Annotated in this window: 9 protein-coding genes; 3 read left to right on the top strand and 6 right to left on the bottom strand. The window is 69.2% G+C overall.

Going from position 1 to position 16547, the window contains the following annotated elements:
• Positions 1 to 55: 55 nt before the first annotated feature.
• On the top strand, positions 56 to 2752 hold the full coding sequence (locus tag P0Y60_07400; protein ID WEK62559.1) for a phosphoenolpyruvate carboxylase: 2697 nt from the start codon (positions 56 to 58) through the stop codon (positions 2750 to 2752).
• Between the two features lie 125 nt (positions 2753 to 2877).
• Positions 2878 to 4245: an NADP-specific glutamate dehydrogenase gene (gene gdhA, locus P0Y60_07395; GenBank protein ID WEK62558.1), complete on the top strand. Its 1368-nt coding sequence runs from the start codon at positions 2878 to 2880 to the stop codon at positions 4243 to 4245.
• Between the two features lie 89 nt (positions 4246 to 4334).
• Here gdhA and P0Y60_07390 read toward each other — a convergent pair whose 3' ends face one another.
• From P0Y60_07390 to mfd, 4 genes are all read right to left on the bottom strand, one after another.
• Positions 4335 to 5762 carry an APC family permease gene (locus P0Y60_07390; protein ID WEK62557.1) on the bottom strand — a complete coding sequence of 476 codons (1428 nt, stop codon included), beginning with the start codon at positions 5760 to 5762 and terminating at the stop codon, positions 4335 to 4337.
• A gap of 158 nt (positions 5763 to 5920) precedes the next feature.
• Positions 5921 to 8887 carry an aminotransferase gene (locus P0Y60_07385; GenBank protein WEK62556.1) on the bottom strand — a complete coding sequence of 989 codons (2967 nt, stop codon included), beginning with the start codon at positions 8885 to 8887 and terminating at the stop codon, positions 5921 to 5923.
• A gap of 7 nt (positions 8888 to 8894) precedes the next feature.
• Entirely contained in the window at positions 8895 to 9509 is a 615-nt protein-coding gene (locus P0Y60_07380; GenBank protein ID WEK62555.1) for a gamma carbonic anhydrase family protein, read from the bottom strand.
• 83 nt (positions 9510 to 9592) lie between these two features.
• Complete coding sequence (gene mfd, locus P0Y60_07375; protein WEK62554.1) at positions 9593 to 13168, bottom strand: transcription-repair coupling factor; 3576 nt, start codon at positions 13166 to 13168, stop codon at positions 9593 to 9595.
• Between the two features lie 100 nt (positions 13169 to 13268).
• Here mfd and P0Y60_07370 point away from each other — a divergent pair, with 100 nt between their 5' ends.
• Positions 13269 to 13838: a GNAT family protein gene (locus P0Y60_07370; protein ID WEK62553.1), complete on the top strand. Its 570-nt coding sequence runs from the start codon at positions 13269 to 13271 to the stop codon at positions 13836 to 13838.
• Positions 13839 to 13850: 12 nt separating this feature from the next.
• On the opposite strand, the gene P0Y60_07365 is transcribed toward P0Y60_07370, so the two are convergent.
• Positions 13851 to 15038, bottom strand: coding sequence for a lipid-transfer protein (locus P0Y60_07365; GenBank protein ID WEK62552.1), 1188 nt, complete (start codon positions 15036 to 15038; stop codon positions 13851 to 13853).
• A complete protein-coding gene (locus P0Y60_07360; protein WEK62551.1) occupies positions 15035 to 16489 on the bottom strand; it encodes an AMP-binding protein in 1455 nt (484 codons plus the stop codon). Before P0Y60_07360 ends, P0Y60_07365 begins: the two co-directional genes overlap by 4 nt.
• Between the last annotated feature and the right edge of the window lie 58 nt (positions 16490 to 16547).

The following is a 16547-nucleotide window of genomic DNA, read 5'->3' as shown; positions in this document are numbered from 1 at the left end:
GTCACGGCCTGTCATGCGTGTCATCCGTTCTCCGCGCCCGGGATACGCTCGACGTGTGACCCCCGAACACACCTTCCCCGAGCCCACGAACACCGAGGCCATCCGCGTGATCGGCCGTTTCGAGGCCGGCCGCGGCATCCCCGACGCGATGCGCACGGACGTGCGCATGCTCGGCATGCTTCTCGGCCGGGTCCTGCGCGAGGCGGGAGGTGACGACCTGTTCGAAGACGTCGAGCGCCTGCGACTCGCCACGATCCAGGCATACGACGAGGAGACGTCGGACGCCTTCGACCGTGCCGCCGCGATCGCGGAGTCGTTCACGGTCGCGCGCGCAGACGAGGTCGCTCGGGCCTTCACCTGTTACTTCCACCTCGTGAACCTCGCCGAAGAGCACCAGCGCGTGCGGGTGCTCCGCGAGCGAGCGGGCCAGCCCGGACGTGAGGATGCGGCCGACACCGTCGCCACCGCGTTCGCCCGGCTGACCGCCGAGGTCGGCGAGGACGAGGCACGGCGACGACTGGAGGGCCTGCGGTTCCACCCGGTCTTCACGGCGCACCCGACCGAGGCGCGGCGACGCGCGGTGTCGTCGAGCATCCGCCGACTGTCCGAACTCCTCACGCAGCACGACGCCGCGAGCACCGGCGGCGCCGAGGCCCACCGTGCGCAGCGCCGCATGCTGGAAGAAATCGACACCCTGTGGCGCACCGCTCCCCTGCGTTCGCAGAAGCCGTCGCCGACCGACGAGGTGCGCACGGTGATGGGCGTCTTCGACGAGACCCTCTTCACGACGGTCCCCCACGTCTACCGCCGCATCGACGACGCACTGCGGGGCGACGAGTCCGGCTCCAGCGCCCCCGTGGTCCCGGCGTTCGTGCGCATCGGCTCCTGGGTCGGCGGCGACCGCGACGGCAACCCCTTCGTGACGGCATCCGTCACCCGCGAGGCATCCCAGATCGCCGCGGACCACGTGCTCCGCGGCCTCGAGCGCGCGCTCGAGCGCATCGGTCGCACGCTGACGCTCGATGCCGAGGGCACGCCGCCCAGCGCCGAGCTCGTCGCCCTCTGGGATCGCTTCGCCGCCGCCGAGCCCGACGTCGCGACCGAGCTCGCCACGCGCTCCCCCGATGAACCGCATCGCCGCGTGCTGCTGACGCTCGCCCGTCGTGTCGCGGCCACCCGCCACGGCGACGGCGCACAGCGGTACACGCGCCCCGAGGAACTGCTCGACGATCTGCGCGGCGTCCAGGCCTCGCTCGCGGCGAGCGGCGCCAAGCGCCACGCGTTCGGCGGCGTGCAGCACCTGATCTGGCAGGTCGAGACCTACGGCTTCCACCTCACCGAACTCGAAGTGCGCCAGCATTCCCAGGTCCACGCCGAAGCCCTCGCCGAGATCGAGAGCGGCCAGGCCATCAGCGCACGCACCGAGGAGGTTCTCGAGCTGTTCCGGGTGATCGCCGACATCCAGCGCGATCGCGGGCTCCGCGCAGCGGGACGTTACGTGGTCTCGTTCACCCAGGCCGCATCCGACCTCGCCAATGTGCACCGCCTCGCGAAGCACGCGCTCGGCGATGACGCCCCCGTGCTCGACGTCGTGCCGCTGTTCGAGACCTTCGCCGATCTTCAGGCGGCACCGCAGATCCTCGCCGAAGCCGTGACCTTCCCGGAGTTCCAGGCCCGCATGGCCGCGACAGGCAACCGGCTCGAGGTCATGCTCGGCTACTCCGACTCGTCGAAGGACGTCGGTCCGGTCGCCGCGAACCTCGCGCTGTACGAGGCGCAGCAGAAGATCGCCCAGTGGGCGAAGGACTCCGACATCGAGCTGACGCTCTTCCACGGCCGCGGCGGCGCGCTCGGTCGCGGCGGCGGACCGGCGAACTCCGCGATCCTCGCTCAGCCGCCGCACTCCGTCGACGGGCGGTTCAAGCTCACCGAGCAGGGCGAGACCATCTTCGCCCGCTACGGGGAGCCGGCGATCGCGATGCGGCACATCGACCAGGTCGCCGCTGCCACCCTCCTCGCCTCGTCGCCGTCGGTCGAGGAGCGCACCAGCAGCGCTGCCACGCGGTACGCCGCCGTCGCAGCCACGATGGACTCGGCCTCGCGTGAGCGCTTCTTCTCGCTCGTGAAGGCCGAAGGCTTCGCCCCCTGGTTCGCCACCGTCACGCCTCTCGAGGAGATCGGCCTGCTGGCGCTGGGCTCGCGCCCCGCCCGCCGCGGGCTCTCGGTGGAGTCTCTGGAAGACCTGCGCGCCATCCCCTGGGTGTTCGCGTGGACCCAGGCACGCATCAACCTCGCCGGCTGGTTCGGACTCGGCACGGCGCTGGAAGCGGTCGGCGACGAAGCACTGCTCGTCGAGGCCTACCGCGACTGGCCGCTGCTGCGCACGATGATCGACAACGTCGCGATGAGCCTCGCGAAGACCGACGAGCGCATCGCACGGCAGTACCTCGCCCTGGGCGACCGCGACGACCTGGCCGCGCTCGTGCTCGACGAGCTCGCTCTCACGCGCAGCTGGGTCATCCGCCTCACCGGCGGCGACGGCCTCCTGGTCAACAAGCCCGTGCTGCAGCGCGCCGTGCAGTTGCGCAGCCCCTACGTCGACGCCCTCTCGCTCCTGCAGTTGCGGGCGCTTCGGGCACTGCGTTCCTCGGACGACACGGCCGCCACCGGCTCCGGGGCGGATGCCGAACAACAGCGACTGCTGCTGCTCTCGGTGAGCGGCGTCGCGGCTGGCCTGCAGAACACCGGGTGATCCCCCGACATCGCGACCGGGCGCGGGAATGCCCGCGCTAGAGTGAAAACTCGCGCCCGATCCGGCGCAGCATTCACGCGACACGATCGCCGGCACCACCATCCCTCGTCAGAAAGCTCCCCCGCGTGACCGCAACGACTCCTGCCTTCCATCCGCTCGCCACCTCCGTGCAGCCCGTGTTCGACACGGTGCTCTCGCGCAGCCCGCACGAGCCGGAGTTCCACCAAGCCGTGCACGAGGTGCTGCACTCGATCGCCCCGGTGCTCGAGCGGCACCCGGAGTATGTCGACGGCGGCATCCTCGAGCGCCTGGTCGAGCCGGAACGTCAGATCATGTTCCGCGTGCCATGGGTCGACGACTCGGGGCGCCTGCAGGTCAACCGCGGCTACCGCATCCAGTTCTCGTCGGTTCTCGGACCATACAAGGGCGGACTCCGTTTCCACCCCTCGGTGAACCTCTCGATCATCAAGTTCCTCGGGTTCGAGCAGATCTTCAAGAACGCGCTCACCGGCCAGGGCATCGGCGGCGGCAAGGGCGGGTCCGACTTCGACCCGCACGGCAAGTCCGACGCCGAGGTCATGCGCTTCTGCCAGTCGTTCATGAACGAGCTGTACCGCCACCTCGGCGAGCACACCGACGTCCCCGCGGGAGACATCGGTGTCGGCGGCCGCGAGATCGGCTACCTCTTCGGTCAGTACCGCAAGGTCACCAACCGCCACGAGTCCGGCATGTTCACCGGCAAGGGAACCGGCTGGGGTGGCGCCGAGGTGCGCACCGAGGCCACCGGCTACGGTGCGGTGTTCTTCGCGCAGGAGATGCTCGCGGTGCACAATGATTCCCTCGCGGGCAAGCGCGTCGGCATCTCGGGTTCCGGCAACGTCGCGATCTACGCGATCCAGAAGGCGACTCAGCTCGGCGCGACCGCCGTCACCGCTTCCGACTCCTCCGGCTACGTCGTCGACGACGCCGGCATCGACCTCGACCTGCTGCGTCAGCTCAAGGAGGTCGAGCGCGCCCGCATCGTCGAGTACGCCAACCGTCGCCCCGGTGCCCGATTCGTCGAGGGCGGCAGCGTCTGGGAGGTGCCGGTCGACATCGCCGTGCCGTCCGCCACGCAGAACGAGGTCAGCCTCGCCGATGCCGAAGCACTGATCGCGAACGGCGTGCGCGCCGTGTCGGAAGGCGCGAACATGCCCTGTGTGCCCGCAGCCGTCGACGCCTTCCAGAACGCCGGGGTGCTCTTCGCGCCCGGCAAGGCGGCCAACGCCGGCGGCGTCGCGACCTCTGCTCTGGAGATGAGCCAGAACGCCTCGCGTCAGCGTTGGACCTTCGGCGACAGCGAGAACAAGCTGCGCGAGATCATGGCCGACATCCACAGCGCCGCCTTCGACGCGGCCGAGCGTCACGACGTCGCGGGCGACTACGTGGCCGGTGCCAACATCGCCGGCTTCGAGCGCGTCGCCGCCGCGATGCTGGCGCAGGGCGTCATCTGATCCGCAACCCCCCGTTCCGGTCGCGATATGTCACGTGAATCGCCGATTTCGGCTGACATATCGCGACGGGAACGGGGCTGTGTGCGTCGTCAGCTCTCGTCGACGGGGACCTTGACCACCTTGTTGTAGCCCGTGACGGCCTGGTTCTCATCGAAGGCGACGACCTTCTTGCGGAAGCCCTTCGTGATGATCGCGAGGTAGACGAGCCCGATCGCCGTCCAGACCAGTCCGCCACGCAGGGCGTCTTCATGCAGGTTCGCCCAGAGGAGTCCGGTCAACAACATGCCGATACCGGGCATCACGATGAAGTTGAAGATATCGCCAGGGGTCTTGCGACGGCCCTTGCGGATCGCGAACCAGGCGATCACGGAGATGTTGACGAACGTGAACGCGATCAGTGCACCGAAGTTGATCCACGCCGCGATCAGCTCGAGGGTGAAGGGGATCGCGAGCAGCGAGATCGCCCCCACCAGCACGATGTTCAACGTCGGCGTGTGCGTGCGCGGGTTGATGTAGCCGAAGAACTTCTGCGGCAGCACGTTGTTGCGGCCCATCACCAGGAGCATGCGTGACACGGAGGCGTGCGACGCCAGGCCCGATGCGAGCGTTGCGCAGAATCCGGCCGCGGTCAGCACCGCCATCAGCACGGGGCCGCCGACCAGGTTGCCGATGATCGGCAGCGTGGAGTCTTCGACGAACTGCATGTCGCCGCCGGGGGCGAACTCGTTCCAGTCGGGGAAGCGCAGCTGCGTGAGATAACCGGCGATCAGGAAGATCGCGCCACCGAGGAGCACCGTCAGCAGGATCGCCTTGGGCATGATCTTCGGGTCCTTGGCCTCTTCCGCGTACATGGTGACCGCGTCGAACCCGATGAACGAGAAGCACACGATCGTGGCGCCGGTGAGAACGGCGCCCATCGTCGCGCCATCGTGGAAGAAGGGCGTCATGGAGGCGATCGTGCTGGCGCCCTCTCCGCGCATCAGCTGCGCGACCACGAGGACGACGAAGACGATCATGACGACGATCGAGAAGACCAGCAGGATCATGTTGAGGTTGGAGGTGCCGCGCATCGTCATGTAGATGATGCTTGTCACGAGGATGCAGTACAGCATCACCCAGATCCAACCGGGGATGTCGGGGAACATCGCCTCCAGGTAACTGCGGATGATGAGGCAGTTCACCATCGGGAGCAGCACGTAGTCGATGAGCGACGTCCACCCGACCATGAAGCCGAGGTTGGGGTGGATGGATTCGCGCACGTACGTGTACGCGGAACCGGCACTCGGGATGGCTGCCGAGATCTTGCCGTAGCTGATCGCGGTGAACACCATGACCACCAGCGCCACCAGGTACGCGGCCGGCACGACGTTGTCGGTGTCACGGGCGACCATGCCGAACGTGTCGAACACGACGGTGGGAGTCATGTACCCCAGGCCGAGGCCGACGATGGCCCACAATCCGAGGTTCCGCTTGAGCGATCCGCCTCCCTGGGCGAGCGGCTTGGTCTTCGTGGCCATGGGTACTCCTCGCGAACGGCGCAGGTGTCGGACATCGGGTCGTCTGACGTTGAGGATCACTATGTACCCCCGGTAAACCTCAGCGCAATCCCCAAAACAGGTACGAAATACGCATTTAACATTCCGAAACGGGACGGAATTCGAAGCTGAGGCACGGCTCACCAGCCGTCGTCGAGCACCCGCCCCAGCATCGCGACGACGTGGTCGGCGCTCTCCACCGTGAGGCACAACGGAGGCTTGATCTTCAGCACGTTCGAACGTTCCGAGGTCGTCAGCACGATCACCCCGAGCTCGCGCAGGCGCTCGCAGATCGCTGCGGCCTCCGCCGCCGCCGGCTCCATGGTCTCCGGATCGCGCACCAGCTCGACGCCGAGATACAGGCCCGCCCCGTGCACGACGCCGATCATCGGATGCCGCTCTGCCAGACCCTCCAGAGCGGCGATGAGGTGCGCTCCGACCTCGAGGGCGTTGCGCTGGAGATCGTCCTCGACCATCGCGTCGAGCACGGCCAGCCCTACAGCGCAGCTGAGCGTGCTCCCGCCGGCCGAGGAGAAGAACTGCCCCTGGCTCGACAGCGCGTCCGCGATGCGCTTCGAGGTGATCACACCACCGATCGGGTACCCGTTGCCCATCGGTTTCGCGATCGTCACGATGTCGGGGATCGCCCCGGACTGCTCGAACCCCCAGAAGGACGACCCCATGCGCCCGAACCCGACCTGTACCTCGTCGGCGATGCACAGACCGCCCGCCGCCCGCACGTGGTCATAGACGGCGGCGAGGTACCCGTCGGGCAGCAGCACACCACCGGCGTTGCCCAGGATCGACTCGCACAGGAACGCCGCCACGTCGCGGCCGTCGCGCTGCAGCTCGTCGAGGTCGCCGGCCAGATCGGCGACGTAGCGTTCGGCCGTGCCCTCGCCGCGGTAGGTGCCGCGGAACCGGTTCGGCACATCGGCGACGTGCACCCAGTCCGGGCGCGTCTGCAGTGCGAACGGATTGTCGTAGGCGCTCGTGGTCACCGCATCGCTCGCCATCGTCCAGCCGTGATAGGCCTCGCGCAGCGCCACGACGGTGCGGCGCCCGGTGGCGGCCTGCGCGAGACGGATGGCGAGATCGACCGCCTCCGAGCCGCTGTTCACCAGCAGCACGGTGTCGAGGTCGCTGCCATCGGGCATGAGCGCCAGCAGCGCCTCGCTGTACTCCGCGAGCTCGCGGAACAGAAAGCGCGAGTTCGTCGCGAGGGTGTGCAGCTGACGGTTCGCGGCGGCAGCGACCTTCGGGTGGCCGTGTCCGAGTCCGGCGACGTTGTTGACCATGTCGATGTGGGAGCGACCGGTCGTGTCGATCAGGTGGTGGCGCCAGCCGCGCTGGATCTGGGGTGGACGCTCGTAGTAGCGCTCCTGCGCATCGGCGAAGATGCGGCTGCGGCGTTCGAGCTCCTCTGCAGAGTCGTCGCGCTCCGCGAAGGAGTGGATCCCGAGCAGCGGGGCGGGGTCGGCGGTGAGGCGGCTCCAGGCGGGAACGCGCTCCGGCGTCACCAGCGCCGCGCCTGTCTCTGGGCGGGACAACTCCGGCGCGTCCGCTCGACGGATGCCGATGATGAGCGTGCGCGACTGGTCCGACGCGGCCAGGACGCCGATCGTGTCGCCGGCACGCACGCGGGTCGCCTGCGTCGTACCCGGCTGCGCGCCGCGGATCTCCAGGATCCATCCGCCGGCGAACCGAATGCGCATCGTGTCGCCGTCGACGCCCAGTTCCCCCTCGATCGGGGCGGTGAGGCGCAACGGCTGTCCGGGGGTGACGTGGATCTCGGTGTCGACCGGCCAGGTCTCTGCCGCATCGGCCGTATCGATCACGGTGCGCGTCAGTCGGAACATCCCGTACGGCACCACGACGGTGTCTCCGCGGTCGAGGTGTCCGGCGATCAGCGCCGTCTCGACATCCGGATCGAGCCAGCGGCCTGCGTCGAGAGCACCGGACTCCACATCCAGATCCACCGCGACGACCGCTCCGTCGAGATCCGGGAGCAATGGCGCGAGCGAGCGGAACTCCTGCCGCTCCCTCTTCTCCTCAATCGCGAGGAGCGACCCCTCGAACCCCGGCACCTCGACGCCGATCCGCTCGAGCACGTGCTCGGTCATCTCCCCCAGGGGCAACAGGGTCGCGGCGTCGAAGATCGCCTGCTCCCCCGCGATCCTCTCCCGCGCATACTCGTTCGCTCCGTCGATCTCGAGCTGTCGCCATCCACTGGCCACCAGCAGAGACGCCCTGAGCACGACGAGCGGCCACACCGCTCTCGCTTCGATCACGCTGAGAGGTGCCCCGGCGTGGAACGAGCCGACCGTCTCGAGCGTGCGCAACGGCCTGTCCGCCTCGTGATGCAGCATCGAGGAGACGCACACCGCGAGCTCGGCCACCCGCCAGCCGAGCGCCAGATCGCCGAGGTCGAGCACCGCATGCGGGTGCAAACGGGAGTCCGGCCCGCGGCGTCCCATCACGTTGTCGTCGGTGAGGTCGCCGTGGATCGGTTGCACCGGGAGCTCTGAGACGAGCGGGGCCAGTGCCGCGGCCGCCTCTGTGGCGGCCTGCTCCACGCGATCGCGGAGTGCCCCGTCGGTGATCGCCGGCAGCAGCGCCACGGTCTGTTCGTGGGCGACCCGCATGTCCCACATGTGCGCACGATCGAGCCCCGGATGCCGCAGCTCGGCGAGCGCGTTGACGGAGGCCGCCGCGAGCGCGCCGAACTCCGCCAGCACGACGGGCGCCAGGTAGCCGGCGTCGACCAGCTCCTCCCCCTCGGCGAACTGACTGCGCCGCACCGCGAACCCCCGCCACTGTTGCGTGAGGGCACCGTCGAGCCCGGCCAACACGGCCGGCACGGCCACCCCGGAGCGGCGATACGCGTCCAGGGCCGCATGCTGCGCCTCGCGGGCGTCATCGCCGAACACAGGGTTGTCGATGCGGAGCACGCTGCGCGTACCGTCCGGCTCGATCAGCAGGAAGTTCCGATCCTGGTTGCTGCCCAGCTCGCTCGCGGTCGCGACCAGCCCGTAGCACTCGCGCGCGATGGTCGCAGCGTCCGTCTCATCGACATCCGGGCGCACCAGGCCCGCACCATCCGTCATCCGACCCTCACCGCGCTCCGTGGTCGTCGAGGCGCACGTCGCCCGCGTGCCGCGCCAGCGAGCTGCCGTAGCGCTCGGTGAGCTGCACCATCAGGTCGGGAGTGTCGCGGTCGACGCCGAACACGTGCCCGGGGAAGTCGAGGTCGGGCTGCGCGGCCGCGATCTCGGCCTCGCGGTCCGGGGAGAGCAGCTGCACGGGATCGCCGACGGCCACCCATCCGATCGGCACGACCGTGCCCTCCGGGAGCACCGCTCGACGATGCACGATCGCGTTCACCCGCACCTCGCATCGCGGCCCCACCAGCGCGCCGTTGAAGATACGGGCGCCCGACGCGAAGAACACCTCGTCGCCCACCGTCGCGCCGGCGATGCTCGTGAGGGTGCCGATCAGGGTGTGTGAGCCGATGTGCACCGCGTTCGCAGCGGTCGCGCGGATCAGCGCGTTCTCCATCACGATCACGTGCTCACCGAGCGTGATCGGGCCACCCTCCGCCGTGATCACGGCGCCGTGCAGGATCTGGCAGCCCGCGCCGATCTCGACATCGCCGGAGATCACGGCCGTGGGAGCGACGACGGCGGTGTCATGGATCCGGGGCCGAGCCCCGAGGTGCTCGTACAACATGTCGTCAGCGTAGTGCCGACAGGGCTCCTCGCATCAGTGCCCGGTGCGGCTGACGCCGCCGAACCCCCACTTCTCGGTGCGGGTCACTCGACCTTCGCCGGTTCGGGGAAGATCGCGGTGAAGAGCTGCCCGACCCACTCCAGCAGGGCCGCATCGGGAACCGGCTCCAGCCCCACGCCGACCTCGGCGGCGATCGTCGGCAGCGGCAGAACCAGGGCCTCCCCGCTCGCCACGAGCTTGGCCTTGGGATACAGGCGTTGCAGCCGCACCTTGATGGAGTCCTCGAGATGCGCGGGCACGATGCGCAGATTCGACCCCATGACGACGACGTCCGTGAGCCCGACGCGTGCCGCGCGCCGCCGCAACCGCGCGATCGCGAGCAGACCCTCGACCTCGGGCGGCGGAGAGCCGTAACGGTCGGTGAGCTCCTCGATCACGAGATCGATCGCGTCGTCCTTCGCGGTCGCCGCCGAGGCCGCGGACAGCTTCTGATACGCCTCGAGACGCAGTCGCTCACTGTCGATGTAGTCCTCGGGGATGCGGGCGTCCAGCGGCAGCTCGAGCCGCAGCTCCTGACCGGTCTCGACCTCCTCGCCGCGGAACGTCGCCACGGCCTCGCCGATCATGCGCAGGTACAGGTCGAAGCCGACACCGGCGATGTGGCCCGCCTGTTCGGCGCCGAGCATGTTGCCCGCGCCTCGCAGTTCCAGGTCCTTGAGCGCGACCTGCATACCGGAGCCGAGCTCGTTGTTCACCGCGATCGTCTGCAGCCGATCGGCCGCGGTCTCGCTCAGAGGCTTCATCTCGTCGTAGAGGAAGTACGCGTACGCGCGCTCGCGACCTCGTCCCACGCGTCCGCGCAGTTGGTGCAGCTGCGAGAGACCGTACTTGTCGGCCCGGTCGATGATGATCGTGTTGGCGTTGGAGATGTCGAGACCGGTCTCGATGATGGTCGTCGAGACCAGCACGTCGAACTTGCGCTCCCAGAAGTCGTCGACGACCTGCTCCAGCTGATGCTCGCCCATCTGACCGTGCGCCACGGCGATCCGCGCCTCGGGTACGAGCTCGGCGAGCTCGCTCGCGATGCGCTGGATCGACTGCACACGGTTGTGCACGAAGAAGATCTGCCCCTCGCGCAGGATCTCGCGCCGGATGGCCGCGGCGATCTGCTTGTCGCTGCGCGGACCGACGAACGACAGGATCGGATGCCGATCCTCGGGCGGGGTGGCCAGCGTCGACATCTCGCGGATGCCGGTGACGGCCATCTCGAGGGTGCGCGGGATCGGTGTCGCACTCATCGCGAGGATGTCGACGTTCGTCTTCATCTTCTTCAACGCGTCTTTGTGCTCGACGCCGAACCGCTGCTCCTCGTCGATGATCATGAGCCCCAGGTCTTTGAACATGACCTGGTCGGTGAGGATGCGGTGGGTGCCGATGACCATGTCGACGGAACCTTCGAGCAGCCCCTGCAGCGTGAGTCGCGCTTCTTTGTCGGTCTGGAACCGCGACAGCGGTCGCACCTTGACCGGGAAACCCGCGAACCGCTCGGTGAAGGTCTCGAGGTGCTGCTTGACCAGCAGCGTCGTGGGCACCAGCATGGCGACCTGCTTGCCGTCCTGGATCGCCTTGAACGCCGCGCGGACGGCGACCTCGGTCTTGCCGAAGCCCACGTCGCCGGAGAGCAGGCGGTCCATCGGGATCGGCCGCTCCATGTCGGCCTTGATCTCGTCGATGGTCTGCAGCTGGTCCGGCGTCTCCGCGAACGGGAACGCCTCTTCGAGCTCGCGCTGCCAGGGTGTGTCCGGGCCGAACGCGTGCCCCTTGGCACCCATGCGCGCCGAATACAGCTTCACGAGTTCGACGGCGATGTCGCGGACCGCCTTGCGCGCCTTCCCCTTCGCCTGCGACCAGTCGCTCCCGCCCATCTTCGACAGGGTCGGAGCCTCGCCGCCGACGTACTTCGAGAGCAGATCGAGCTGGTCGGTGGGCACGAAGAGCTTGTCGCCGGGGTACCCGCGCTTGGACGGCGCATATTCGAGGACGAGGTAGTCGCGCGTCGTCTTCGTGGCGTTGCGGCCCCCGGTCGAGACCTCTCGCTTGGTCATCTCGACGAACCGGCCGATGCCGTGCGTCGCGTGCACGACGAAGTCTCCCGGCTTGAGTTGCAGCGGATCGACGACGTTCTTGCGACGCGAGGCGAGCTTCTTCACGACGCGCTGATCGCCGCCGATCGTGCGTCCGTAGAACTCGTTGTCGGTGAGCACCGCCAGCCGGGCCTCAGCCGACTGGAACCCGGACTCGACCGATCCGGCGATCAGAGTGGCGACGCCGCCCTCGGGAGCGTCGGTGAGCGATTCGACGATCCGCGCCGCGATCCCGCGATCGGCGAGCACATCGCGGGCACGATCGACGAGTCCGTGGCCGGTGGCGATGACGACCACGCGCCAGCCCTCCGACACCTTCGCTTCGACGAACGAGATCGCCCCGTCGACGTTGCCGTGGAACGACGGGATCACGGCGGCGCCGAGGTTGGCGGCCTCCGCGTCGTCCTCGCCGAGGCCGGCGCCGAACGGGCTCAGGCGCCACCACACGCCACCGCGGTCGCGGACGACCTCGCGCAGCTCGGCGATCGTGAGGAAGTCGCCGGCACCGAGATCGATCGGTGCGGATGCCCCTGACGTCGCCGCGCTCCAGGCGGCGTCGAGGAACTCGCGGTTCGTGTCTCCGAGGATGATCGCGCGCGCCGACGACCGCTCCGGATCGACCACCGCGGTGGCGCTTCCGGCAGGCAGGTACTCGGCGAGGGACTTGAGCGGGCCCGCGACGGCCGGAAGAAGGGATTCCATGCCCTCGACAGGGATGCCCTCCGCCATCTTCTCGAGCATGCCCGCGATGGCCGGGAATCCGCCGATGAGCGCCCGGGCCTTCTCGCGCACGTCGGCGGTGAGCAGGAGCTCGCGGCTCGGAGGGAGATCGACGCTCGGGACGTCGCCCGGGAGCGAGCGCTGGTCGGCGACGGAGAACGCACGGATCTGATCGATCTCGTCGCCGAAGAACTCGACCCGGTACGGATGCTCGGAGATCGGCGGGAAGACGTCGAGGATGCCGCCGCGCACCGCGAACTCACCGCGGCGAGACACCATGTCGACGCGCGAGTACGCACGCTCGACCAGGTGCTCGGCGACGAGGTCGAGGTCGTTCCCTCTGCTCCCGATGCGCAGCTCGAGAGGCACGATCTCACCCAGGTTGCCGGCGATCGGCTGCAGAGCCGCGCGCACGGAGGCCACGACGACCAGCGGCTGCTCACCGGACCAGCCGGCGATGCGGCGCAGGGTCTGCAACCGCAGTCCGACCGTGTCGGGGCTCGGACTCAACCGTTCGTGCGGCAGGGTCTCCCACGCAGGGAAGGTGAGCACGTCGGCCGACGGAAGGTAGGCCTGCACGGCCTGCGCGACGGACTCGGCCCGCCGACCGGTCGGCACGACCACCAGGAGCGCGGCCGGATGCCCCGCGGCGACCCGCTTCTCGAGCAGGCCGGCGAGCACGGGCGCGTCGAGCCCGTCGACCAGGCCGAGGTCGGCATCGGTCTGCGCCCAGCTGAGGGCGTCTCGGTACAGAGTCGCCTCTTCCAAGGCGCGCAGAATCCCCGGAACAGTCACCGGAACAGCCTAGCCGCGGCATCGGACATCGCGGCGCGCGCCGTCATCGATCGAGGGGCCGAGGGATCGAGCGACCTCTGAGCGTCGATAGCCTGTCCTGATGCAGCAGGCCACCCTCACCACCGAACGGCTCGTCCTGAGCGCCCCGACCACCCACGACATCGATGCGATCACGGATGCGTGCCAGGATCCTGAGATCGTGCGCTGGACGACCGTTCCGAGCCCGTACGCGCGGGAGGACGCCGCAGACTTCGTGCGCCTCGTCGGCGAGTGGTGGGCGGACGGTTCGCAGACGGTGTGGGCCGTGCGCGCGGGCGGCGAGCTCGTCGGCATGATCGGCCTGCATCACATCATCGAGCACCCGGCCGGCGGCCAGGCCGAACTCGGCTACTGGGTCACCGCATCCGCCCGAGGGAAGGGCTACGTCGGCGAGGCGACCCGAGCCGTCGTCGACTGGGGCTTCGGAGAGTTGGGGCTTGCCCGCCTGCACTGGCAGGCCGTGGTCGGCAACATCCCGTCGGCACGCACGGCGCGGGCGCTCGGATTCCACTATGAGGGGTCGCAGCGCCAGTCCCTCACCAGCAGCCGCGGACGCGATGACGCCTGGATCGCCGGCCTGCTCCGCACCGACGACCGCAGTCCGGTGGAGTGGTCGGTGCTCACCGGCTGATGCCGGCGCCGATCATGCGGTGTGTGCGCCGACGCGCTCATAGAGCGTCACGACGCAGGCGCTGCCCAGACCGAGATTGTGCTGCAGCGCGAGAGTGACACCGTCGACCTGCCGGTCCGCCGCGCGTCCCCGCAGTTGCCAGACGAGCTCGGCGCACTGCGCGAGCCCGGTCGCTCCCAGGGGATGACCCTTCGAGAGCAGCCCGCCGGACGGATTCGTCACCACCCGGCCGCCGTAGGTGTTGTCGCCGTCGAGGACGAAGCGCGCGCTGGTCCCCTCCGGCGTCAGCCGCAGTGCCTCGTAGGCGATGACCTCGTTCGTGGTGAAGCAGTCGTGCAGCTCCACCACGCGCAGATCGCGGGGGTCGATGCCACCGGCCTCGTACACGGCATCGGCCGCCCGCCGAGCGATGGTCGACCCGACCAGCGCCATCGCGTCGCCCTCGAACGTGTCCTCCCGATCGCTCGTCAGCGCCTGCGCACGGATGCGCACGGAGGAGTCCACACCGTGAGCGCGGGCGAAGTCCTCGGTGCACAGCACCGCGGCGGCCGCGCCGCACGTGGGCGGGCAGCACTGCAGACGCGTCAGTTCTCCATACACGCGAGGAGAGGCGAGCACCTCTTCCACCGTCACCGGATCGCGGAAGACCGCGTATGGATTCGCCGCCGCATGCCGACGGGATTTCACCGCGACGTGCGCGAACACGGCGGGGTCCATGTCGTAGCGCCGCGCGTATTCCGCACCGGCGTCGCCGAAGAACTGTGCCGCGGGCGGAGCATCCGAGTGCGGACGATGCGCGTCCCGCGCCTGGGTGAATCGCCACAGCGTGTCGGGACGGTCGGCGTAGATGCTGCCGATCGCTCCCCTCGCCATCTGCTCGAAGCCCACCACGAGCACGCAGTCCGCGGCGCCTGCGAGGATCGCCTGGCGGCCGAGCCAGAGCGCGCTCGATCCGCTCGCGCAGTAGTTGTTCACGTTGATCACGGGGATGCCGGTCGCGCCGACGCCGTAGAGAGCGGTCTGACCGGCCGCCGAATCGGCGTAGACATACCCCGCGAACGCGCTCTGCACATCGCCGATCGTCAGCCCCGCGTCGGTGAGAGCCGCGCGGATCGCCGCCTCCCCCATCACGTCGTAGGTCGCGCTCCGCGAGGGCGTGGCGAAGGGGATCATCCCGACGCCGGCGACCACCACGCTCACGATGCCACCGGCAGTGAGCGGCGCAATGCGGGCTTGTCGATCTTGCCCACGGGGTTCTTGGGCAGTTCGTCCAGGAGCGTGATGCGCACCGGACACTTGAACGCCGAGAGGATCCCGCGCACGTGCACCCCGAGCGTGTCACCGGTCGCCGTGGCTCCGGGTCGCAGCGCAACGAAGGCCACGGGGATCTCGCCCAGCACGGGGTCGGGTGCGCCGACCACCGCCGCTTCGCTCACGTCGTCGTGCGCATAGAGGGCGTTCTCGATCTCCTTGGGGTAGATGTTCTCTCCCCCGCGGATGATCATGTCCTTGATCCGGTCGACGATCTGAAGGTAGCCGTCCGCATCGAACCGCCCGAGATCGCCTGTGCGCAGCCACCCGTCCACGATGGTCCGCTCCGTCTCCTCGGGACGCCCCAGGTATCCGGCCATCACGACCGGGCCGGAGATCACGACCTCCCCCACCTCGCCGGAGGGCAGCGCCGCTCCGTCCTCTCCGACGACCGCCACGGCCTGCCCGGGCAACGGCAACCCCACCGTGCCGGGCTTGCGCACGCCGTGGAGCGGGTTGATCGTCGATGCGCACGTCGTCTCGGACAGCCCGTACCCCTCGACGATGGTCACATCGAATCGGCGTTCGAAGCGCTCGATCGACTCGGCGGGCATGGGCGCCGCCCCGCACACGGCGAACCGCAACGATGAGGTGTCGGGTCTCACGTCCTCGGGGAGGGAGGAGAGCAGCGCGTAGATCGCGGGCACGGCGGAGAAGTAGGTCGGCCGCAGGCGCTCGACGTCGGCGAAGAAGCGATCACGGGAGAACCGCCCCGTGATGCTGACCTGACCACCCGCCCGCAACGGAGTCAGGGTGCCCAACACGATGCCGTTCGCGTGGAAGAGCGGGAGCACGAGCAGGCTGTGGTCATCAGCGCCGAGTTCGAACCACTGCGCGAAGGAGTCCGTCATCGCATCGAGGTTCGCATGCGTGAGCATCACCCCTTTCGGGCTGCCCGTCGTGCCGCTCGTGTAGATCAACAGCGCGGTGTCGCTCGCCGACAGCGTCGCCGACGGGGTGTCCTCCCCGGACACTGCGGCGAGCGCGGCGACGGGGAGCCGGGGCACACCGAGGTCTCGGTCGTCATCCGAGACGACGAGCACCGCCCCGGCATCCGCCACCTGATAGGCGGCCTCCTTCTCGCCCAGCACCGGATTGATCGGAGTGACCGCGGCGCCCAGACGCCAGGCGGCGAAGAGCGCGACGATCAACTCGACGCGGTTCGGCAACGCCACGGCGATCACCCCGCCCGGCCCCACCCCCGCCCTGTGGAGAGCCACGGCGGCGGCGTCGACACGCGCGCGGAGATCGGCGTTGCTCAGCTCCAGGGAGTCGTCGCGCAGGCTCGGCGCGTCGGGCGCTTCGGCGGCGCGGGCATGCGGAAGGGTCGCGAAATGCATGGGGCCTCCAGCCCGAGAAGCGGGGTGCCGCGCTGGGGACGCGGCACCCCCTGGGGAA

The sequence above is a fragment of the Candidatus Microbacterium colombiense genome (assembly GCA_029203165.1).
In the GTDB taxonomy this organism is placed as follows: Bacteria; Actinomycetota; Actinomycetes; order Actinomycetales; family Microbacteriaceae; genus Microbacterium; species Microbacterium colombiense.
This window is presented reverse-complemented; position numbering and strand designations above follow the sequence as displayed.

Coding starts and splice junctions, on each gene's coding strand:
- P0Y60_07370 (WEK62553.1), top strand. CDS start 13,269: ATGCAGCAGGCCACCCTCACCACCGAACGGCTCGTCCTGAGCGCCCCG.
- P0Y60_07360 (WEK62551.1), bottom strand. CDS start 16,489: ATGCATTTCGCGACCCTTCCGCATGCCCGCGCCGCCGAAGCGCCCGAC.
- P0Y60_07390 (WEK62557.1), bottom strand. CDS start 5,762: ATGGCCACGAAGACCAAGCCGCTCGCCCAGGGAGGCGGATCGCTCAAG.
- P0Y60_07385 (WEK62556.1), bottom strand. CDS start 8,887: ATGACGGATGGTGCGGGCCTGGTGCGCCCGGATGTCGATGAGACGGAC.
- P0Y60_07380 (WEK62555.1), bottom strand. CDS start 9,509: ATGTTGTACGAGCACCTCGGGGCTCGGCCCCGGATCCATGACACCGCC.